The following is a 22199-nucleotide window of genomic DNA, read 5'->3' as shown; positions in this document are numbered from 1 at the left end:
TCCGGATTCCAGTCCACGAAACCACTCTGCTCCGAGTGAATCAGCCTATGTAATAGGTGCCACCGCAACCAAATGGTTTGAAAAATTAGTCTCTGTTTCACATCGCCAGGTTGCCCAAAGCTTGCACCCTTCAAGTGCCCCAAGATCTAGCTCCAAGGCAAGCCAGTTGCGCGCGGCCATGACATGAGTGTCATGTCCCGGAAACGTCATGACTTCAGCGACATACTGCACATCGATGTTTTGAGGCTTCTTGGCGTTGGAGTTCAACCAAGCAAGAAACAGCCGCTCTGTCACCCCCATCAGCGATGGGTGAACAACGGCAGACGACGTAAATTGGTGCATCTGCGACCATGTTTCCGAAGCGGGCAGGTCTTTGCGGTAGGCCGTTCCCCACGCGGCAACATGCACGTCCCCGGAAACCAAGGAAACTCGAATCTTCTTGTCGCGAGCAAAATTAGATAGTACTTCTAGCAGTCGCTTTCGTTCCCCCTCGTGGTCATCATGGGACCAGTGATCTTTGAGGTCGTCGGCGTTGCTATCGGTGACATGATCCTGCCCGAATTTATCCAAGAACAGTTCTGCCAATGGCAGCTTCGGGTGCACAACCGGCACGGAGGACATGAACAATAGGTGTTGACATCCAATCTTCGGTTGCGGACCAGCGCCTCCAGACTTTAGGTTGCCGGTCCATTCTTTGATTTGCCGCCACGTATCCGATCCCATGACTTGGGTTCGGGAACGCTCCGTTCGCAAGTCGGCAGCGACGACAGATACTGGTCCAATCGAATAGGCAGACGTAAATCCTGGCTGGCTGTCGAGCAGCGGAAGTGCCAGCGTATCTTTGGCAAGCACCTTGCTCCACGGAATAGGCTTTAGCAGAGGATCCTGACGAGTGAATCCTGCGGGCGTTGTGTCCTCCAACTCAGGCAGATCCTCCAGTGCATGTTGCATCTGAAACACCCAGAACGCCCTGCGCGCATGGCGGAAGAGTGTTTGAAATAGCTCGCAGTTCTGCATCTCGCAACTGTATGACCCCCAGCCGTCAAAGATGTCGTGGTCGTCCCACACCATGATGGTTGGCATGGACGCCATCGCTGCTCCCGCATCAAGCGCAGCTGTCGCGGACGACCATGGCTGCCTCTCAATGGGGAGCCATCGTTGTTTGTACAGGCCGAAGTAGTAGGCCTCTATCTCCCGTTCGAGAGACTTGCTGACCTTGAAGTCTAGTTGGGCCTGGCGAGGCAGGCCAACCCATTGCCGCAGCGCTTTGATGTCTTCCCAAATAGAGTCAAAGTAGATCTGGTCGCCGCCCATGAGCATCAAGTGAAAACGCTGTAGGCCTTTGTCGTGAATGCGCTTCTCATGCCACAACTGCTCCTTGTCCAGCAGCTTGGCTTCTCCCTCCCCAGGCTTTCTGCGTAGTTTGCGATCATGGCTGTAGAGCAGGTCCTCCCACACCGCATCCGACGTCCGGATGATTTTTCTCATCACCGCAGGATCAGAGAATCCGTTGCACGATACATAGGCCATGCGCGGAGAGAAATCCTTGCCAGGCACCGTCATGTTCCAGGCCAGTCCACCAGGGATACCGTAGCTCACCGTGCGCTCGTCCTTCAGGACTTTGCAGGAAATGTCGTAGCGCAGATAGCGCTCGCCACGGGTTGACCACAGCTCCTTAGGTGCTGAACATGCCTTGCCATCCACTTGGAACTCCGGGATCTGCGCTCCTGCCTTGAGGCCAATCAGTGCCGTTACTCGCCAAGCATCCCCTTTTCCGATACCGCGGAACGACAACACCGGCCCCAGCAGCAGATCTTTTTCATTCATATTAGGCCTCCTCACGTATTTATTTCTTTCGCTACCACCTTAACGATCCGAGCGCGAGACACAGCCCTGCGTGCCACCAGCGCTGCTTCACCGGTTTGTTGCAACCATTCAAAAAACCGTTGACTGGCGTGTCGCGTCTGAGAGTCGTCTCGACAGTTGGCCAAGAATGCGAATTGCACCTTCTGCACGTCATCGGCCACGAACACCCCAAAGGGTCCGCTCACCACCGTCGCATCAGGAAATCCTAGTAGCGACGTGGCCTGGGTTTCTGTCGCACCGCGGTGACAGGCAATCAAGTGCAACGGCCCGTGCGCAGAAGCCAGTAGCTTGACGCGTTGGTGATCTTCCAGGAAGGGCCGCCCCACCAGCTCGCGCGCCGCGGCCACGCTGAACGAGGCCGGAATCGCGTGAACTACTACAGCTACGTCCTTACCATCCAGGTTGACCACCACACCGCCGTCCACCGCCTTGGCGCCCTTGAGCCCGCCCAAGGCTGTTTTGAGCGTTGACTCCATGGCCATTTTTCGTTGACGGAAGTCGAACCGGGACCAGTCCAGGGCGGCGCCGACATCGAAACGCGTCGACGCGGCAGCCTGTACGCCCCGTTGCGTCAGCGAAACCACGGCATCCAAGAGAGCCTCGAACACGCGTTTTTTGGCATCGGCAACGGTCTTCACCTCGCCGCCCCGGAAGGCGCTCTGCCGCGAGATATAGTCCTGAAAGCGCAGGTTGCGCTCGCCTGCAGAGCCCGGAGCGCCGGCCACTGTCGGCAATGCCACCAGGCGCACCTTGGCTTGCGCAGAACGAAGGCCCTCCATGTATTCCGCGTGGCAGATGCCTATGTCCTGGTCGCCTGCCGCCCAGCCTGCATTGCCGTTGGACAGCACAATAAGTACATCGCAATCGCGCACGGCTTGCAGACAGGCATCCCAGCTATCTTGTGCGCCCTCGGCCGGCGGTGCGTCTTCGTTGATCCAGACCTCAAACAGCTTTCGTCCCAGCATCTCAGCTGATTCGATTTCCCTTTTTAGCTCTTTTCGCAGGTCTGTAAGATTGGTTTTGCTACCTGCAGGAAAAGCATCCACACATCGGCTGGACAGCATTACTCTGATAAGAGACTTGGCCAAGAAGCGCTCCTGTGGTTGTATTGAAAGACGATGCGTAACTAAATGCCAGAAGGGCTGTATCCGTCTTACTAACCAACATGCTTGGAAGGCCCGTGCCTTCTCGCGTAGCCCACGCTGCATGACGACGAGTCCAGTCATACAACTCTGACAGTCGCTTTTTTTTACAAGCGTATCAGAACACTGCTTGGCCATGCTTTAGTACTAACCCATTGAAGCTCACACTGAAGGAAGCATTGAGTTTTCTTGGATCCATGCAGACGTGCAGGAGCATCGCCGGCCCCGCACTGGGGCGATTGCAATGCGCACTAACATGCCTCGGAGATCGCTACGACGTTCCAAGAAGCGCAGCGATAAGATCCGACACCGAGAAGGGATAGACCGAGTGCGCCGGACTTGCCTAAAGTCGATCCACTAAGCTCGCGCACAGGAGTAGCGCCATATAGTTAGGCGCCAAAATATTCTCCAAGAAGCTTGATTTGAGCATTCACTTCCTGGCCAATAGCAGCCCAAGAGGCAAACATTGTGCTCGACAGCAACCGCTGCACACAGGATATTGGCCGAAGTTCCAAGAGCGACTGCTTCACTTTCAACGGGTGGGGTATGGCGCTCATACCAACCACTCAAGCAACAAATTTGGACAGCGCACGTCGTGTGGCAAACGCTGCCACGGTCGCATATTTTGGCGACGCTTGCTCGATGTAGGTGAGCGGTGTCTTTGCCAACCACAGCGAGAGCTCCATGAGGCTGCGATCTGGCGAGTGCTTGATTCCAGTCTCCAGCTGGAAGGCGAGATCGTTTAGGGAGCCGAGTACACGTCGGTTAGCTGTCTTCGCGATTGCACTGCTTTGCATGGCCTGCAACTCAACCTGCACGTCTTCTTGCGGCACGCCTATCGACAAGAGTTGCTCTCCCAGTGCCTCAATCAAACGTGGGACGAGCAACCTGCGGGATTCCTTGGCCGGAACCACCAGAGGTAACAGCGTTCTCTCGCTCACGGCGAGAACCACTTGCATCCGTCCGACGCGAATCAGATTGGCGTACCAGTCACCCAGAACAGTGTCCGGCGTTGTGATGATGGTCACTGGAGCGGAGCCAAGCCGGGCTAGGAGCTTTTGGGTGCATCGAATTGTGAACATGGAGGGAGCGGCGGGATTGAATTCCTCTTGAAGTATCCCGCATGCTGCCGCCGTCGGGCCAGATGGCTCAACGATGGCGCTAGGTACGGCCAGAGGGGGCACAAGTGGGTCGCCACAGGCGTCTGCCCATATGCAGTAGTGACAGGGTAGGCTGCGAAGAAAGCTGACGATGGCCTGCCGCCGTCGTCAGCCATCTACAGGCCTGCAAGTCCTGTTCCTCGCTTCAGATTGGTTGAACACAGTCGCTCATAGCAAAGAGGCCTCAGGGGCAATTGGCCGGATGAATCAGGCCTCCGTTGAATGCTCGAATTTTGTCTCATCCACAAGGCCTAGCCGGCGCAACTCACCCAAGATGATGGGTCCTAGCGTAGTCTTGGTAGGGTCCAGGTCAGCCAGCAACTGCCTTGCATCGGCAGCGGTCAAGGTTTCGCCAGGTGGTGCAAGAGCCTCAAGTGCTGCGGCTGCGATTCGCGAAAGTCCCAGCTCCACGTAGGCGGTCCCCGCTTCAGTGGAAACTCCGAGTTCAAGGGCGAGTGCGAACGGATAGACGTTCGGCACAAGGGCCTCGTTCCCCGTAACGCGCAATGCAAGGAGTAAGACGTCTCGATAAGCCTTGCCTAGCTGCACAAACTGGAATCGAACCACATCCTCTATGAGCGAGAAGGCCTCGTAGATGTGTTGGTTGATAGTCTTCATCTTTGGCGGTTTTTTTCCCTCAGCTTCGGCTATCGCCGCCTTTCGCTTTTCCGTCCTTGTGCGGCGCTCAGCCCACAGCTTCAGCATTACGGGATAGGGCATGCCCTTCATCCACCACAGTGCCAACGGAGCAGCGAGCATTCCGAACTTCATCGACTTGCCGGTCACCAGCTCGACCATGCGACCGAAAATCTTCTCGTAGTGCCCGGTGGGTGCGTCGGTCGGCGGAACGGGGATGAGCTCCTGGACCGCGCCCTCGCCAATCTTGGTTATGAGGAAGTCGTAGAGTTTGCGCAGACCGAACGGATCCATGGTCCAGTTCTCCGCCAAGATGTAGTCCGGCAGCCCGATGCTTGCGTAAGCGCTTTCCGCCGCTTCCACTAGATCGTCGACAACTGCGTCGTCCGATGTCGGCAATACGCGGGCGAGATAAGGCCTGAGATCCTGCCGAGCGGCATGTGCCACCAGCAGACCGGCGCATGCTCGAATGCGAAACGTCTCTGGCTTGCTGATTTGCTCTGCTGGCAGCGCACCGTCGAGCAACGCCTGTTTGACCACTGCTCCATGGTTGACGAGAGTCTCAGCGAGAGCTGGCTTGACTCGGAACGGCACAAACTGGTCCATCGGCTTGGAGTTCCACTCCTCATAGTTGAGCAGGAACACATTGCCGACGATGTCGTGGTTTAGCCTGCCGGCCCGGCCGGCGAAGTTCCAGAGCAGCGCCGGGTCCAGTGGCTTGCCTGCCCCTCTAGTAGGTGTGTCGATAAACACGTTGCGAGCCGGGAGGTTGACCCCCTGGGCAAGAGTCGTGGTGCAGACCAGGTACTTGACGCCGCCTGCATCTTGCTTAAACGAGGACTCTATCGCCTCGCGAAGCAAGCTCGGCATGCGACCGTAGTGGTAAGCGACGCCTTGCCGCACCATGGACGCCAGCTGGTACTCAGGGTGGACGTGCTCTTGGATGAACGTTGACAGCTCCTCCAGCGATCCATCTCGGAGCTCCCCGTGCTTTGAATTCAGAAGGGCGGTGAGCAGTGCAGCAGTCTTCTCGGCCTCACGAGCTCCGGTCTCGTAGAGGAGTGACCCGTCGTTGCCGCCCAGTTCAACAGCCACACTGGCAAGGCGGCTCGCCTTGTTTTCAAGCGAACGCTCAACTCGTACATTGCCCATCGGCAGCCGAACGCCGTCGCGGCCCATAAGCGCAATGTTTAGCTCGAAGTGCTTGCCTTTGACCTTGCTGAGAACAATGCGGTTCTGCTGAACCGGCGACAGTCTAGTTGAGAGGGGCACCAGCTCAGTGACGCCAAAAGACCGAGCCACAGCCGGCATCCCCTCTGCTCCTGGTGCTAGCAAGATGACCTTGGTTGCAAAGGACCGCTGCGCGATCCTCTCCAAGCAGTCCTGAAGAATCATGCCTCTGGCGTCGTCAGCGATGTTCTGGGCCTCGTCCACGACCACGATGTCAAAAGACATGTCATCTGGTGCCACTGATAGCAGGCTGCTGAGTCGTTCCTGGGTGAGCACAAAGATTTGCTTTGGCCGCTCAAGATGGTCAAGAGATGGAACTGCAGAGATTCTGATGTTGGCCCTCCCGCCGAATCGGGCGTGTAATTTGCCCTGGACCTCTGACAGCAAGGCGCGCGTCGGCGTAAGGTACACCGCTGTGAAGTGCTCGCTGCTCTCGGCCTGCCGGTAAATGTGTTCGAGGACCAGGAAGGACTTGCCAGCCGACGTCGGCGCGGTGATGACTTGGGAAGCCTTTGCTGGCAGGCTTTGCCAAACCCTTCGCTGATACGCAGTGAGCGCAAGAGTTTCTTTTCCAATCTGGACACTACTGGCCCGCTCTGATATCCGACGATTGACGAGCCCAAGCAAGGTGTCATCGCCCCTGCCGATGTTCTGCTCAGCGAACTTAAGACTAGGGAAGTTTCCCAGCTCGCCCAGAAGACCCAGTGCGCGCTCACGCGCCTGTCCATCCTGGGTAACCAGCAGCGACTGGATGGCAATCTCTTGAGCTTGACGGTGCAGGTTTTCATCTTCGGTTTGGACGAAGACTTCGGCACAGTACAAAAGCTTGGCAAGGTCGTCGGCGCTGACATCCTCGGTCACCGGGGCCTTCGCCAGCGTCTTGGCGACGCCTGCCGACTGCAGAGAGGCCAGCAGCGTCCAGTATTTGTCATTGCTTGTGAAACGCTGAGATAGCTCCAGTGCGAATGAGCTCATGGTTGCACCTTCTTGGGCACATACCCCATGGCGCCGTAGAACAGCTCACGCACTTCATCCGTGTCAGGGACGACGACAAAGTAGACGAGGCATTTATTGGGATCTGCACCGTGGTCGGTGAGGTGCTTCATGGCAGCTTTCTGGTGATGTACAAGTTCCTGCGTGTAAGTAGCGGAAAGCTCTTTTTCATGAAAACCAGGTTGCTGCTGATTGTTCACTGGTGGTAGACCATTGAACAGCTTGTCGTCCGAGTACAACACCACACCCACGTAGCGCTCGCGTTTGGGAACATCGTCGGGCGACGCCATGACGTCGAAGTAACGCAAAGCGACCTTACGGCTCTCCTCATCCAGTGTGTCTAGGTTGCCCAGGTCCCTGACGATGGAGTACTCGCGGCGATATTGCTTCTTGTTGGAGGTGAAGTCCGCAACCGACTCCGCGAAGTCTGCGGCACCGCCATTTGCGGTTTTATTTAGCTTCGACTCCAAGAAATAGATCACCAGCCAACCGCCCTCGACAATGGCATGAATGCCGTCGAGGCCATGCACAGGCATGTTGTTATTAGTCTTCAACGACATCTTGGCGGCAAGCTGCGCCGCGCCAAGCTGCTCAATGGCGATGCAGTAAGCAAGAACCTCGCCCACCTCGCTTGAGCGGTGTGGGTACTTCTCGTTGAATTCAAGGAAAGCATCGCGTGTCGCATCCGCGATTGAGAGCGAAACGCTCATGTCGCCAGGTGGGAGGGCGGCTTGCTCAGCCTCGAACTCAAGCCTTCGTTTGCGAGATAGTGCATAGTTTGCCGTTCGGCTCCAAAGATATCTGGCGAAGCTTTGTACGTTCGCCAAGTTCTCTTGGAGCCGCACGTGCATAAGGCTGGTCGCGGGCTGCGACGGATCTGCAGAGGCGGTCGCTAGAGCGACATATTTAGAAAGCTGGACATGGTCTTTGAGCGCGACCAAGTCTGCCTCGAGCTTTTCCATCCCTTGTTTGGACTCTCCCATCCCGCGATCCCTTCCCTTGTAGCGAGGACTCTTGCTAGGCACCAATTGTCGCGTGGAATTCTTCACAAGCAGCGGTTGCGCTTTGCATCGGTAGCCGATCAGCTTGGCGGTAGTCCTACGTGTTGCACGTCTGCGCTGCTGCCCGTTTCGTTGACACCTTATAAGGTGGCCGATGGAATGGGGAGCATCACACTGTGGCGCTCAGCCCCGAAGCGCTGCTCGTGCTCTACCGCTTGGGTTGGCAGTGCTAGGTCCTGAGCCTCGATAGCGGACTTCCAGCAGCCAACAGATTGCACTGACCATCACTTTCGGCTACCCGCCTGAGAACTTTCGTTGGGTTGGCTTGAGCCTTGAAGCTCTGACGACCGCTATGCGGCTGTGGCCGAAGCTCACCATGAGGCGATGAGCAGCAGCAATCGCTGCAAAGCCGAAGTTGGTGCTGGGGGACTACTTCAGGCTGGTTCCCGCCGCATGGGATTGACCGCCGAATGTCGGCTGCTGATCAAAGCTGCCGTCGACTGCCTTCACGGGTGAATTGCAGGTCTACGCTGAACTGAAGCAATCGCGGCCAATGGCCTGAGCGGTGGCGCTTACCAACAGGGGCCGTTGAAAGCCGATTACCTCGTCCGACTGCTGCACTTCCGAAACCACCTTTCAAACACTGCGGCCTAGTCGCCTCCTATTCGCGCCCTGGACTGTTCTTGCCGTAGGCGAGCCAAAGCACCGCATCCAGCTCGGCGATGTTCTTGGCGGGGTGCTTTGGATTGGCGCGCAAGGTCATGCGGAGGCGCTGTGCCAGATCGACATAGGCAACGCCTTCAGATGCACCGCGCGGCCCCTTGAATTTGATGGCCGCCAAAAACTCTTCAACCGGCTCATTCTTGACCGGGTAGAGGTCCGGAAACCGGAGACAAAGCATCTCGGACAAGAACGCGCCGCGAGACCGGACACCCTTTTTGCGCAGCGAATCAATTTCCTCCGCGACCACCGTATCCCGCGTCGCAGAAGGTGCGTCGACTATGCGGATAAACGATCGGCAGAGTTCACGGAAGTCACTCGCTTTACCCTGGCGCTCCCAACCTGCGCCCTGCAGGCGATTGTTGAGTTTGACGCTCCAGTGCTTGGGCAGGGAGTCATAGAAGTCTTCGTTCGACGTACGCCCTTTAGCGCAAGCTTTGAAAATGCGCATCAACCCAGCCTTGTGAACTTCATAGCTCGCGAGTTGGTCCCGGCGCTTGCGGACAATTTCGGCCGCGCCGGCAATCTGTGGCAACTTCAAGGCGTCCAGCAGTTCCTCCTCAGAGGACTTTCCTGATGGACCGGTCGGCCCACCGCGAGGGGCCTCTCGGTAAATCTCGAGCCAACCCTCTGAGACGGCGAGGCACGAGGTCGTCATAGCTTCCACCCAACTGCATGCGGTGTCGAACTGCGACTTGCTCAACTGGAAGTAGACGTTCGCCTCGTGATTGCGTGAGAACGCAGCCCTGGTCAGGTTGGATGAGCCGACAAGTGCGTGGAAGCTGCCGTCAGCCTCTCGCCAAAACATCGCCTTCGGATGGAAGCCATCAATGCCTGTCGCGGCCATGAACTGCCCGTTGAATCGCTTCGGAAGCCACCTCATGACCTTACGGCAAGCCTCTTTGCGGGTGATACCGAAGTCCTTGCCGATGATGAAGAGGAACTTCTTACAGCCGTCGGTTAGCTTGGCCGGAGCATCCCATTCCGTTAGATAGGCCGAGACGATATATAGCTCGACCGCCTTCATTAGCGCATTGGTGTAGTGATGCTCGAGGCTCTTGTCACCACTATCGGGCAGCAAGATCAGTTCCATGACATTTCTCCCATTTGTTTGCTTTCCATAGTATCTATGGTGTGGGGGGACGCAGACAGGAGATTTATGAGCCGCGCGTGGAAGTAGTCGCTGAAACGGGGCGCCTAGGAACTAGAAGCTCAGGTTCGTCTTGCTGTGCAGGACAGCCACTGCACCACTGATAGCGAACGTTGAAGCCAGTCTGTCATCGCATCAGCCGATGACTGCTTCCTGCTGTTCAACGGGAACGTGGCGTCTGTCCTCGAATGACGGCATCCGCTGCAAAGCCGACACCTGACGGCTAAGGTCCAACGCCTGCAGCGGGTAGTGGATTCACCCAGCCAACCCAACACATTCGTCAAACCTCAACAGGCTTGAGTCGCTTTACAGCGCCCGCACCGGAATGCAAATGTCGCAGCAGAACTCACCGGTCTCGGCATCCATGGCAGTGGCCGCAGAAAACATCTCAAAGCAAGGCCGGTCGTCACATTGCATGCCGCTGGATGGCATCCATTCGCGCGTCAGCCACATCCAGGCGTTGGCCAAGCTCTCGGGTTTTCCTTTGAACCTTGCCACTGCGTAACGGCCGCCCGGCAGAGTTTGGGTATCCACCTGGCCGCTGGCGACGAAATGCGCGGGGACTTCCACGCAGGCGTCATAGCGGCATTTGTTGGCGGGTGTGAGAGAGGGGTCGTCATAGCCTATGCCGTAGCACGTTTGATCGCTGAGGCCATTGGAGTGCATCCACGGCGCAATGGTGCCTCGCCAGAATTGGCCTATGGCTGGCCCATAAGGGCCGATCAAGCGTTGATAGGCGACATGTGCTTTGGGTAGATCAATGATGCGTACGTCCATGGCGATTTTTTCCTTCAGGTGACAAGAGCCCTGAGGTTCGCCGAACGCGCATGGGTCTTCCTGATGGAGATTGCCGAAGACCTGATCAGGATTGCTCTCCTGTCTGCCTGGCGGCTGCCCGATGGCGGCCGCCTGGGTTTTCAGCCGCTCAAGCGTGGTTGAGCGCCAGGCCGATGGCGTGCAGCCAAACTTGAGTTTGAAGGCGCGCGCAAATGCTTCGCCCGATTGGAAGCCGGTGGCCAGCGCGGTTTCAAGCACGGTTTCCTTGCTGCCGCAGGACAGCCGGAACGCCGCCTTCTCGAGCCGTCGGCGCTGCGCATAGCTGCCCAGCGTTTCTCCCATCCATGCTGCAAAAATTCGGTGAAAGTGGAAGCGCGAGAAATTGGCGATGTCGGCCAGATGTGCGCCATCCAGAGGCTGATCCAGGTGGGCATCGATGTAGTTGAGCACGCGATTGATCCGTCGCGCATACTCGGCGCGGGATGCCTGCTCGGAAGGCTTGTTCGTCATGGTCGTTCTTCTGGAAATCACCGTTCATGCGGCGATGGGGCTTGCCTGTCAGCGGGGGGGGCGGATGGAGACGACCAGCCGGCGCAGTTCTCGTCAGGCCGGCGCCTTGCCCTTCACCCACAACCCAAACTCCTTCATCACTTCCACCACGGGCTTGAGCCGCTCCCCATCGGGCGTCAGCTCGTACTCCACCTTGACCGGTGCAGTGGGGTAGACGGTGCGCTTGACCAGGCCCGCTTCCTCCAGCGCGCGAAGGTCCAGGGTGAGGGAGCGTTGGGAGATGCCGGGCATGTCGCGGCGCAGGTCGTTGAAGCGCCGGGGGCCGTCGATGAGGTAGGAGGCGATGAGCAGCCTCCAGCGGCCGCCCAGCAGGCGCATGGCTTCTTCCACGGAGCAGCCGGAGATGTTGGATTTCATAGCACATTCATCATAGGCAGGCGGCAGGTATATTTTTTTAACCTATGGGCAGTTTTATTGCCTTCTTCCAGATTTATCCCTGGTGCATGACATTGGCCAGGGGCTGTGCCTGAACGCGCAGGCCCCTTGTTCCATCACCAGAGAAATTCCATGAAGCTGTATTACCTGCCGGGCGCCTGTTCGCTGGCGCCGCACATTGTCCTGAACGAGCTGGGGCTTGATTTCCAACTGGTCCGGGTGGACCACAAGACCCACCAGACGGAAGACGGCAGGGACTTCCGTGCGCTCAGCCCGTTCGGCTATGTCCCCCTGCTGGAATTGAACGACGGCAGCCTGCTGCGGGAAGGGCCCGCCGTCCTGCAGTACTTGGCGGACCTGGGGCCTGCGTCGCTTCTGGCGCCGGCCCATGGCAGCCTGGAGCGCTATCGGCTGCTGGAGTGGCTGGCCTTCCTGAATTCGGAGATCCACAAGGGCTTCATCCCGCTGCTGTATGCGGTGGCGGCGGGAAAGTACGGCGTGGAGACGGCCAGGCCCAAGCTGGAGCAGCGGTATGCCTGGGTGAACGCGCAACTGGCCGGCAAGTGCTACCTGATGGGCGATGGCTTCACCGTGGCCGATGCCTATCTGTTCGCGCTCACGCAGTGGGGGCAGGCGCCGTGGCTGGAGTCGGTCTACAAGACGAGCATTCGCTTCGATGGCCTGGAGCATCTTGCCGGCTGGTATGCGCGGATGCGGGAGCGGCCTGCCGTGCGCCAGGCGCTGCAGGCCGAAGGTTTGCGATAGGGCCGGGGGCCGCCACGCATGCGGCCACCATGCACTTTGCTGCGTCATGGCAAGCAGCCCGCGCCTTGCGGCCTTGAGGGTGCCCAATGCAAATCGTCTGACGTGAAGTGACGTGATGTGGACGTGACGGATCACGCCAAGGTTTCAAGGCTCACGGCCACGATGACGGGGGCAGGCTCCGTGTTCACGAGGCGCAAGGCCTGGTTTGGCTGTCCGTCTCCGCGTGCGCGCTGAACCGTCACACCCATGGCCTGCACGGTGTCCGCCTCGTCCAGCGTCTGGCGCAGCGAGGCGGGGATCGGCGCTGCGGCAGTGAAGTCGAAGCGGGGTTTCAACGCGACGTAGAAAGTTGACACACGGCACGCCATCAGGCCGCCAGGCCCGAAGAACACGCCTGCATCCGGCACCAGGCCGCGACCCAGCGCCACCATCGAGGCGTCGTACCAGCTGCCGGGGTAGATCGGCACTTGGTCCCAGCATTCAGAGGTGATCGTCACCGTCTCCAGCGAAGCGGCGGGTAGCGCAAGGACGCGGCCGGAAGCGTCCAGGGCCTGCAGGGAAGCCGGAGCCTGCGGCCCTGGGCCGGATGTGTCGTTGAGATTCAAGCGCAAGGTGCCGGGGTTTGCGATCGTGCCGACAGCCACTGCTGCGCTCCACTCCGACGAACTCTTGGGCAGTGTCCAGATCGGTTTCCACTGGAGGTAGCCGGTCTCGTACACCTTGGTCCATCCCACAGGAGTGGGCGAGTATGCAGGTTCGCCCGCAGGCGTTGCCATCTTCTGCATGGCGCCTGCAAGCATCGACTGATAGGGAAATTTGCAGGCTTCGAGTACCTGCAGAAAGGTCTTGTATCCCTGCGAAAAGCTGCGCCCCGACGCTTGGTACAGCGCGCCATTGGCAGCGGACTGGGGCACCGTATCTGCAAAGAGAAACTGCGCATCGGCCATGGTGCCGGTCACTGGATCCGGCCAGTTCCACGCGGTCACCGGCATCAGCATCTGCCCCCGCACCAGCGGCGCCGAAATGGATGCCGAGCGCTTGAACACCATGCCGGTTTTCGGCCCGCTCGATACGCTTGGGGCCCTTGGGGGCGGAGGCACCAGATCAGCCAGGCCGCCGAGGAACTGATGGATCACGTTCATGAACGCTGTCTCCGGTTGACGGGGGGGGGCGGGGGGGGCGGGACCGGCCGCGGCGTCCCGCCCACCCGCTGTTCTTCAGGTCAGTGGATGCCCGGGAAGTCGACGATCACGCCGATGATTTGCGGGTTCACCGAGGTGCTGCTGCCCTTGAAGGTATTGGCCTGTGCGGTGCTCTTGGTGTACTCGGACTGGTGACCGCCCGTGCCACCGAAGGTGAAGGGCCCGATGCGCACACCCGCGCTGGCCTCGAAGGCCTGCTTGTTCTGCTGATAGGTGTTGGCGCTCATCGTGATCTCGAACGAAGGCTTGTAGACGACCAGCAGCTCGGACACCCGTGCCGCGACGATGCCGTTCGGGCCGAACAGGGAGCTCGATCCCGGGCCGCCGTTGGCCACCCACGGGGCGACGATGGTGTAGCCCTGGCCGCCCGGCCCCTGCTGGGCCTTGGCCAGTTCGCTCATGAAGCCGCCCGGGTACCAGTCGCCCGGATTCACCTTCACGCGCGTGGAGGACTCGCAGCTGATCTTCACTGCCGAGCTCGAGTCCTGGTTGAACAGGTCGGACTTGCTCCAGCCGCCCGATGCGTTGACGCTCCAGAAGAAGTTGCCAACGCTGGTCGAGCCCTTGGCAAACGAGGACTTGAAGTCGCTGCTCGATTGCGAAGATTTCATCGCGATCGAGAACGCGCCGGCGCTGCCATTGCTGAGCGCTGCGCGCCAGTCCGCGCCCGTCGTGTCGATGTGGAAGTCCGGCTGCCAGCGCAGGATGCCCGAGCCATCCGGCACCTTGGTCCAGCCTGCCGGTGCGTTGTTTGAGGCAGGGTCGCCCGACGGAATCTGCATCATGTCGATGGCGCGCTGCAGATCGCTGGGCATGCTGGCCCGCTCCAGCTCCATCTTCATCTTCACCGCCTGGTTGTAGGCGTTGGTGGCCGCCTGGATGGCGGCAACGTAGGCAGCAGCCTCCGGCGCGTTGTTGAGCCAGGTGTTGATGTCAGGGTAGCGGGCTGCGAATATCAAGCCGCCGTTCTGCTTTGAACTCAGGTAGAACTGGTTCATGTCGCTGTTGGCCTTGGCCATCGCATTGCTTTTCTGGACGCACAGGTTGGCCAGCTCCGCCTGATTGGCCTGCTGCTCGGGGCTGACCTTGAATGTCACGTGACCAAAGATCTGACGAACGGCGTCGAAGAGCGTCGCATCGAGGCTGCCGTACTGGCCGATCGCGGACCACTGCGGCATGCCGCTGACGATCTGATAGGCGGCCGGGTCCCATTGCCCGGTCGGAGCCGTGCCCCAGCTGAAGTCCTTGGGGGTGCCAAGCAACTGGAAATTCGGGGTGCCGAGATTATCGACAAGGGCGTTGTACAACTGGCTGAACATGGCTTGATCTGACATGGCGTGCAATTCCTGAAATTGAATGGATAGGGAGCGACATGAGGTTTGAAGTCATGAACGCTTTTCTTTGCCAATGAGAATGATTGCCCGGTATTGGGCCTAAGGCATGGGGTGCTTGGGAGAAATCGCAGGGGGTGACCGCGAAGAATGATTCATGGCGGGATACTCCTTTGAGTTGCGTGCAAGGATCCGACACGTGGGTGCCGGGAAGATGCCTCGACGGACGCTGACCGTAGAGGCGAAGAGGTGAAGGGATATGAGCCTTTGCAGACTTTCAAGGCTCGCGCGGATATTCCATATCAACCGCGCAAACCTGGAATGCACTGGCGCCTGCTGAAACCGTCATAAGTATTCGTTGGACTCATCATGCCCAATTGCATCAGGAGGATGGAATACTTCCAATGTCGTATTCGGTGAGCACGGACAGGCGATGCACGCTGGCCTGGATATCAGATGCTGCCGCCATTGCGAGTTGCCGTTGGCGCAAATGTCTGCAACTGGGCGGTGCTTGTCAGGCCCAGTTTGCGCAGAATGTTTTCGCGATGCTTGCGCACGGTCAAGTCGCTGAGGTAAAGCGAACGTGCGATCTCCTTGCTGGTCTGGCCCGCCAGCACGTGCACCATCACCTCCTGCTCGCGGGGCGACAGAGGGAGCGGTGAGCGGGCAGCGCTCAACCAGCCGTGCCGCCTGGCGTGCGTGACGAGTTCTACGGCATTGCGCAGGCCCAGCCGCGTGCACATATTGCTGCGGTGCTTGCGTACCGTGTGTTCGCTGATGCCCAGCTTGTGCGCAATGTCCCTGCAGCCGAGGCCTTTGGCCATCGCTTCGAGTACATCGATTTCGCGCGCAGTGAGCGCAGACGCGATGACTTCATCTGCTGTTGGATGCGCAGCATCGAGATGGCATTCGCTATTTGCCAAAGCTATTTCCGATATGTCCATGGTATGTCTCCAATGTTTTATATACCGATGCCATAGGGCCATTCCACGCCGAAGCCTCGGCGAGACTGCTTTGCACAGTGCCGTTTGAAAGATTGAATAACTCGCTAAACCGCCTGTTTACCGCCTGAGTAAACTGGCGTCATGCCATTCGTGTAGAAATTGTGCGGTAAAGGATCAGCCGAAGAAGCCTGAACATTGGACGATTGAAAATCGCGCGCATTCAGCCTGCGGCAGCCTTTTGTATCCAAGGCGGGAGATTAGTAAACCATTATCAAGATGGTGTGGTGCGTTGAGGGAGTATCAAAGTCGTTTGAGAATCTGTTATCGCCATTTCACCGTTGGAATGGACATCTTAGTGGAAATCTCTGGCGAAATCATTACATCTGGCTACAAAAGTTCGACACCAAGGTTTTTGCAGCAGATTGTGGGAAAGTCAATGGTCTTCTGTGGATCGCGCTTGCGTGATCAGGATTTTCTGGCATTGCCCAGCCGAGTCCAGGATGCGGGCTGTTGCGCAGGTCTTGAGACATGCGGGCAAGCAATTCCTGCCATGGCTTATCGAGAAGCGGCTGGGTGCCTGCGACGTGCTTCAAGGGAAGCACCTCTTTTGCCAAAAGCGTTCCCGGGTCATGGCGAAGGGCGTGAGCACCACGACCGTCGCCAGTTCCAACGACCTGGATAGACGCCAGTTCAGGGGGCAGGGCGGGTGCCATCGTCAGGCCCGCCCTCCAGCACGCGCAGCAGCAGGGAGAGCCTCTCATCCAGCTCGGCCAGTTCGGCGGCAGGCATGGGCGCCAGCATGGCGCGCTCGTTGTCCAGATGTGCTTCCACCGCGCGGTCTATCAGCTCCAGCCCCTGGTCGGTGAGCTGCACCAGCATGCTGCGCGCGTCCTGCGGGTTGGGCAGGCGCTGTACCAGGCCGCGCGTCTCCAGGCTTTTCATGCGGTGGGTCATGGTGCCCGAGGTGACCATGAGCGTGGAGAACAGGGCCGTGGGCGTGAGGCAGAAGGGCGCGCCCGAGCGGCGCAGCGTGGCCAGCACGTCGAACTCCCACATGGTCATGCCGAAGCGTGCAAAGCATTCCTCCAGCCGCTGCTCCAGCAGGGCGGCGCAGCGCTTGATGCGGCCTATGGGGCCCATGGGGCTGGGGTCCAGGTCGGGGCGTTCGCGGCGCCATTGGGCCAGGATGGTGTCGACATGGTCGGGCAGGCGTTGGGATGGGGGTTGGGTCATTTGTCTTGATTTTAAGATAAATCGTGCATAATGGGTTTGTCTTGAATTGAAGATAAATCCATGTCCTCCTCCTCATCGTCCTGTGCCTCCACGGCTCCTGCTGCAGCCAGCGCTGCCATGTCATGGCGCGACATCCTGCTGACCGCGCTGGCCCCCGCCATCTGGGGTTCCACCTACATCGTCACTTCCGAACTGCTGCCGCCGGACCGGCCGTTCACGGCCGCGCTGATCCGTGTGCTGCCGGCCGGGCTGCTGCTGGTGCTGTTCACGCGGCGGCTGCCAGCGGGTTCGGGCTGGTGGCGGCTGGCGGTGCTGGGCGGGCTGAACATCGGCGTGTTCCAGGCGCTGCTGTTCGTGGCGGCCTACCGTTTGCCGGGCGGGCTGGCGGCCGTGCTGGGCGCCGTGCAGCCGCTGCTGGTGATGGCGCTGGCCTGGGGCGTGGACGGGCGGGTCCCCGCGCGGCTGACGCTGTGGGCCGCCGTGGCCGGCATTGCGGGCATGGCAGTGCTGCTGCTGTCGCCGCAGACGGTGTTCGAGCCCGTGGGCATGGCGGCGGCGCTGGCCGGCGCGGTGTGCATGGCGGCCGGCACGTGGCTGACGCGGCGCTGGCGCGTGGACTTGCCGGTGCTGGCGCTGACGGGCTGGCAACTGCTGTTTGGCGGGCTGATGCTGCTGCCGCTGGCCTGGTGGGTGGATGCGCCGCTGCCCGCGCTGTCTTTCACCCAGCTGGGTGCCTATGCCTACCTGTGTCTTGCCGGCGCGCTGCTGGCCTATGTGCTGTGGTTTCGCGGCATCGGGCGCCTGCCTTCGGTGGCCGTGTCGTCATTGGGCTTGTTGAGCCCGCTCACCGCCGTGGTCCTGGGCTGGGCGCTGCTGTCGCAGTCCATGACGGGCATGTCCTTCCTGGGCCTGCTGGTGGTGCTGGCCAGCGTGCTGGTGGTGCAGTGGTCTGCTTCGCGCGGCGCCTGAGTTTCTGGCATCGAGGTTCCTCTTTTTTCCCACCGAGCGTTTCACATGACTTCTTCCGAACTTTCCTCCATGCCCATCGGGCAGGCCATCGCTTCACGCGTTTCCGCAGACCGTTTCGAGCCGGGTAGCCCGTTGGCCGATGAGACGCTGGCCGCGCTGGTGGCCCAGGCCTCGCTGTCCCCGTCGGCCTACAACCTGCAGAACTGGCGCTTCATTGCCGTGCGCACACCCGAGGCCAAGGCGCGCCTGAAAGCCGCCGCCTATGGGCAGCAGAAGGTGGAGGACGCCTCTGCCGTCTTCATCGTCTGCGGCACGCTGGCCGCCCATGCGCGGCTGGCGGAGTTCTTGCAGCCCAGCGTGGACAGCGGCGTGATGAGCCAGCGCACGGCCGATGGCTGGGTGGCGCAGGCCCATGCCGCGCATGCGGACAACCTGCAGCTGCAGCGCGACGAGGCCGTGCGCTCGGCCTCGCTGGCGGCCATGACGCTGATGCTGTCCGCCCAGGGCCTGGGGCTGGCGAGCTGCCCCATGGTGGGATTCGATGCGGAACTGCTGGCAGCGGGCTTTGGCCTGCAGGCCCACGAACTGCCCGTGATGCTGGTGGCCGTGGGCCACGCGGCCGGCACGCTGCGCCCGCAGAAGGCGCGCAGGCCGCTGGCCGACATCCTGGCCTACGCCTGAGCGTGGGATGGGTTGGCCGGGTGCAGGCTCAGCTGGCAGGCTGCAGCTGCATGCCCAGGCGCGAGAACAGGATCTGCCGGCCGTCGCCCTGCAGGCGCTGTATCACCATGCCACCATCGCGGTGCAGGTAGATGCGCAGGGCGCTGCCGTTGCCGGGATCGTGGTCCAGGTAGCAGGGGTCCTTGTCCAGGTCCTTCCAGCCATGGGGTTCGACCAGCCGGCGGCCGGCGATGCGGCGCAGCTCGGACTCGGGCGCCGCGAAATAGGTGTGGGTCTGCAGCCACAGCGTGCGCAGCTGTTCGAAGGCCTGGTCGCGAGAAGAACAGGCGGGCGCAGCCTCCAGCAGGGACAGCAGCATGTCCAGAAGCTGATCGTATGAATACTGCATGCCGCGCCCCTTTCAGCGATCGACGGTGCGCACCGCGCATCCTCGATCAGCGTAACCGGATATGGCGCGAATGTGAACAAAGCATGACCGTGGTGGTTTGTCGCTATTGCCAGTCCGTACCGACAGTGATTGGCGCGGCTGTTGCATGTGGGGCATGTGAGGCATGTGGGGCAAGGGCCTGGATGGCCGGACAATGGCCGGCAGATCCGGCGTGATGCCTGTCTTTTGCGCCTGCTCCGCTGTTGCCGCCATCTTCCTGTTTCCCTTCACTTGTGCTGCCCATGGAACGCTTCACCATCTCCATCGACGACGACCTGGCCCGTGATTTCGACGGCTGGATCGCCGCGCGCGGCTACGACAACCGCTCCGAAGCCATACGCGACGTGCTGCGTGCCCACCTGGCCCAGGTGCGCGAGCGCGAGGACGCCGACGGCCTGTGCGTGGCCAACCTGTCCTATGTCTACAACCACCACGAGCGCGATCTGTCCGAGCGCCTGGCCAGTCTGCAGCACGACCACCATGAGCTGCACATGGCCACCACGCACGTGCACCTGGACCACGAGCAATGCATTGAAACCGTCATGCTGCGCGGCCCGGCCAGCGCCGTGCGGCGCTTTGCCGACACCATCACGGCCGAGCGCGGCGTGCACCACGGCCAGCTCAACGTGGTGATGGCGCGCAGGGCAGAGCCTGGCGGGCACGATCACGCGCACCACCATCCGCATTCGCACGACGATTGAGCCAGCCCGGGGCCGGGCGCATTGCGCAGCCCCTGTCATGCAGGTCGGTATGAAGTTTGCTTTTTTCTTCATACAACTCCTGGAAACGCATGACACATCCCCTGAATTCCCCTTCCCGGCGCCTTGCCGTGCACCAGATTGCAGCAGCTGGCCTGCTGGGCCTGGGTTGCATTCCCCATGTCGGTGCACAGCAGGCGGGCAACGCCACGGCCAGCCTGCAGGCTGTCGAGGTCAAGGGCCAGACCGCGCGCGGCGCCTCGGCCGCCTACACCACCAGCGTGATCGAGGCCGAGGACATCGCCAACGCCCATGTCAGCCATCCGCAGGAGCTGCTGCGCCAGGTGCCGGGCATGAACGTGCAGAACTACCAGCTGTCCGGCGTGGGTGACGCCATCGTCATGCGCGGCTTCGGCGGGGGCGGGCACGGCGGCGACGTGGGCGTGGTGCTGGACGGCATTCCACTGAACGAGGCCATGTCGCATGCCGACGGCTATGTGGACCTGGGCGTTATCGTGCCGCTGGAGATGGAGCGCATCAGCATCTACAAGGGGCCGGTGTCGGCGCTGTACGGAAACTTCAACCGCGCAGGGCTGATGGCGATAGAGACGCGCAAGCAGGGCGACTACACCCCCTACCGCGAGGCCGACGTGAGCATGGCCTCGCACGGCACGCTGGACGCTCAGGCGGCGCTGGGGCTGAAGCCGGGCGATGACGAGTTCCTGAACCTGGCGGCCCAGCACTACCGCACGGACGGTTTCCGCGCGCAGTCGCAAATGCAGCGCAGCACGGCATCCCTGCGCTGGAGCAAGCGGCTCTCGTCGCAGCTGGAAGTGGCGCTGTCGGCACGGCTGCACCACGGCGAGGGCGACTCGCCTTCGTACCTGACGGCGGGGCAGTTCGCACGCGATCCGCATGGCATCGATCCGCGCGCCATGAACGATGGCACGCGCAAGAACTTCGCCACGCTGCGCGCCGATGTGCAGTACGCGCTCTCGCCACGGCTGACCTGGCTGGGCTATGCCTACACCACGCAGCAAAGCTTCACGCGCTGGTTCAGCCGGCCCATCGACGCACTGCAGTGGCGCCAGCGCGAGGAAAGCTATGACCGCGCCGTCTACGGCGCAGGCACCAGCCTCAATGGCCGCCATGCCACGGCGCTGACCCCGATCAACTGGGTGGCGGGTCTGGAGGCCGTGCGTGAGTCCACCGACTACCAGTTCTACGATGGCCTGCAGTGGCGCGAGCGCACGGGCGCTGCCCTGGATGACCGCAATTCCAGGCTCAACACCCTCTCGGCCTTTGCCGAGGTGGATGCGCCCGTTCACCGCCTGCTGCAGCTGTCCGCCGGCCTGCGCTGGGATCGCTTCACGGGCGGCTGCCGTCCCAACGGCCCTGAGGCGGGCAGCGACCCCTGCGGCCCGCTGGCGCGCACCTCGCATGCCAGTCCCAAGCTGGGCCTGCGCTCGCAGGTGGCGCCGGGTGTGCTGCTGCGCGCCAGCTGGTCCGAAGGATTTGCGCTGGCCAGCGATTTCGCCAAGTACGCGCTGGGCGCCGCGCAGCTCGATCCCAACATCTTCCGCCAGACTGAAGTGGGCGCGCAGATCAAGCCCATGCCGGGCCTGGTGCTGGATGTGGCCGCCTATAGGCTGCAGTCCTCGGGCGAGATCCGCAGCGTGGCGCCCGGCGTCTATGAGAACTTCGGCGCAACGCGCCGCACGGGCGTGGAGGCCAGCGCGCTGTGGGCCGTGCGCAAGAACCTGGACCTGCAAGTGGCCTGGGGCAGCGCCCATTCGCGCGTGACCGAGAACGGCAACCCGGCCCTGGTCGGCAACCAGGTGGCCGGCGTGCCCCGGCAGACGGCCACCGTGGGCCTGGCCTGGCGCCCGCTGGCGCAGTGGGAAGGCTCGCTCACCTGGCGCCGCGTGGGCCGCTATGCCGTCACCGCCGACAACAGCGTCTTCTATGGCGGCTACGCCACCTGGGACCTGGGCCTGAGCTGGCGCCTGCCTTCGGCGCGCAGCCGCATCTACGCCGTGGTCTCCAACCTGGGGGACAAGGCCTATGCCACGTCGGCCTCGGTCATCCGCGGCGTGCCGCTGTTCGCGCCCGGAGCGCCGCGCACGCTCAAGGTCGGCGTGCAGACGCAGTTTTGAGGAAACCCCAAATGAGAAACAGGTACATGACAGCCCGCCATCCCTTCGCCGCCGCAGCGTTCGCTGCGCTGCTGGCCTGCGCACCGCTGGCCCAGGCCCACAACGTCTGGCTGGAGCCCGATGCCGACGGCGCCTACACCGTGCAGTTCGGCGGCCATGAGGGCAAGCTGGAG

At 61.0% G+C, this 22199-nt stretch carries 19 protein-coding genes and 1 pseudogene; 6 read left to right on the top strand and 14 right to left on the bottom strand.

What is annotated here, in order from left to right; genetic code table 11:
• Positions 1-45: 45 nt before the first annotated feature.
• The 8 genes from L995_RS08360 to L995_RS08325 form a co-directional block, all read right to left on the bottom strand.
• Entirely contained in the window at positions 46-1827 is a 1782-nt protein-coding gene (locus tag L995_RS08360) for an alkaline phosphatase D family protein (protein ID WP_047470933.1), read from the bottom strand.
• Positions 1828-1838: 11 nt separating this feature from the next.
• Positions 1839-2954 (bottom strand): DUF4062 domain-containing protein, encoded by a 1116-nt coding sequence (locus tag L995_RS08355; protein WP_052195776.1) that lies wholly within the window; start codon positions 2952-2954, stop codon positions 1839-1841.
• A 620-nt stretch (positions 2955-3574) separates the two neighbouring features.
• Positions 3575-4090, bottom strand: a complete 516-nt coding sequence (locus L995_RS08350) for a DUF6933 domain-containing protein (RefSeq protein ID WP_052195775.1) — start codon at positions 4088-4090, stop codon at positions 3575-3577.
• A gap of 285 nt (positions 4091-4375) precedes the next feature.
• On the bottom strand, positions 4376-7009 hold the full coding sequence (locus L995_RS08345) for a DEAD/DEAH box helicase (protein ID WP_047470929.1): 2634 nt from the start codon (positions 7007-7009) through the stop codon (positions 4376-4378).
• On the bottom strand, positions 7006-8010 hold the full coding sequence (locus L995_RS08340; RefSeq protein WP_082001519.1) for a HamA C-terminal domain-containing protein: 1005 nt from the start codon (positions 8008-8010) through the stop codon (positions 7006-7008). The genes L995_RS08345 and L995_RS08340 overlap by 4 nt, the downstream gene beginning before the upstream one ends.
• Positions 8011-8689: 679 nt before the next feature.
• Positions 8690-9841, bottom strand: coding sequence for a phospholipase D family protein (locus L995_RS08335; RefSeq protein WP_047470927.1), 1152 nt, complete (start codon positions 9839-9841; stop codon positions 8690-8692).
• 363 nt (positions 9842-10204) lie between these two features.
• Entirely contained in the window at positions 10205-11185 is a 981-nt protein-coding gene (locus L995_RS08330) for an AraC family transcriptional regulator (RefSeq protein WP_047470925.1), read from the bottom strand.
• Between the two features lie 93 nt (positions 11186-11278).
• Positions 11279-11602 (bottom strand): winged helix-turn-helix transcriptional regulator, encoded by a 324-nt coding sequence (locus L995_RS08325; RefSeq protein WP_047470923.1) that lies wholly within the window; start codon positions 11600-11602, stop codon positions 11279-11281.
• A gap of 150 nt (positions 11603-11752) precedes the next feature.
• Between L995_RS08325 and gstA the strand changes: the two genes are divergently transcribed.
• On the top strand, positions 11753-12385 hold the full coding sequence (gene gstA, locus L995_RS08320; protein WP_047470921.1) for a glutathione transferase GstA: 633 nt from the start codon (positions 11753-11755) through the stop codon (positions 12383-12385).
• Positions 12386-12516: 131 nt separating this feature from the next.
• On the opposite strand, the gene L995_RS08315 is transcribed toward gstA, so the two are convergent.
• From L995_RS08315 to L995_RS08300, 5 genes are all read right to left on the bottom strand, one after another.
• A complete protein-coding gene (locus L995_RS08315) occupies positions 12517-13527 on the bottom strand; it encodes a hypothetical protein (protein WP_047328097.1) in 1011 nt (336 codons plus the stop codon).
• Between the two features lie 80 nt (positions 13528-13607).
• Positions 13608-14921, bottom strand: a complete 1314-nt coding sequence (locus L995_RS08310; RefSeq protein WP_046240757.1) for a hypothetical protein — start codon at positions 14919-14921, stop codon at positions 13608-13610.
• Between the two features lie 449 nt (positions 14922-15370).
• Positions 15371-15862 (bottom strand): response regulator transcription factor, encoded by a 492-nt coding sequence (locus L995_RS08305; protein WP_047470919.1) that lies wholly within the window; start codon positions 15860-15862, stop codon positions 15371-15373.
• Positions 15863-16239: 377 nt separating this feature from the next.
• Positions 16240-16575, bottom strand: a complete 336-nt coding sequence (locus L995_RS34265; protein WP_156136014.1) for a hypothetical protein — start codon at positions 16573-16575, stop codon at positions 16240-16242.
• Positions 16553-17095 (bottom strand): MarR family winged helix-turn-helix transcriptional regulator, encoded by a 543-nt coding sequence (locus tag L995_RS08300; RefSeq protein WP_047470916.1) that lies wholly within the window; start codon positions 17093-17095, stop codon positions 16553-16555. The genes L995_RS34265 and L995_RS08300 overlap by 23 nt, the downstream gene beginning before the upstream one ends.
• A gap of 117 nt (positions 17096-17212) precedes the next feature.
• Here L995_RS08300 and L995_RS08295 point away from each other — a divergent pair, with 117 nt between their 5' ends.
• Positions 17213-18064, top strand: a complete 852-nt coding sequence (locus tag L995_RS08295; protein ID WP_047470914.1) for an EamA family transporter — start codon at positions 17213-17215, stop codon at positions 18062-18064.
• A gap of 45 nt (positions 18065-18109) precedes the next feature.
• A complete protein-coding gene (locus L995_RS08290) occupies positions 18110-18745 on the top strand; it encodes a nitroreductase family protein (protein ID WP_047470912.1) in 636 nt (211 codons plus the stop codon).
• Between the two features lie 28 nt (positions 18746-18773).
• Here the strand turns inward: L995_RS08290 and L995_RS08285 are convergent, their stop codons facing one another.
• On the bottom strand, positions 18774-19133 hold the full coding sequence (locus L995_RS08285; RefSeq protein ID WP_047470910.1) for a hypothetical protein: 360 nt from the start codon (positions 19131-19133) through the stop codon (positions 18774-18776).
• Positions 19134-19414: 281 nt separating this feature from the next.
• On the opposite strand from L995_RS08285, the gene nikR reads away from it, so the two are divergent.
• From nikR to L995_RS34790, 3 genes and pseudogenes are all read left to right on the top strand, one after another.
• On the top strand, positions 19415-19873 hold the full coding sequence (nikR, locus tag L995_RS08280; RefSeq protein ID WP_043781638.1) for a nickel-responsive transcriptional regulator NikR: 459 nt from the start codon (positions 19415-19417) through the stop codon (positions 19871-19873).
• Between the two features lie 89 nt (positions 19874-19962).
• Positions 19963-22026, top strand: a complete 2064-nt coding sequence (locus tag L995_RS08275; protein ID WP_047470907.1) for a TonB-dependent receptor — start codon at positions 19963-19965, stop codon at positions 22024-22026.
• 11 nt (positions 22027-22037) lie between these two features.
• Positions 22038-22199 (top strand): annotated as a pseudogene (locus tag L995_RS34790) (DUF4198 domain-containing protein); the annotation flags it as partial.

The sequence above is a fragment of the Delftia sp. ZNC0008 genome (assembly GCF_000799035.1).
GTDB lineage: Bacteria > Pseudomonadota > Gammaproteobacteria > Burkholderiales > Burkholderiaceae_C > Comamonas > Comamonas tsuruhatensis.
Note: the sequence above shows the minus strand (reverse complement) of the source record. Positions and strands in the feature narration are given on the sequence as shown.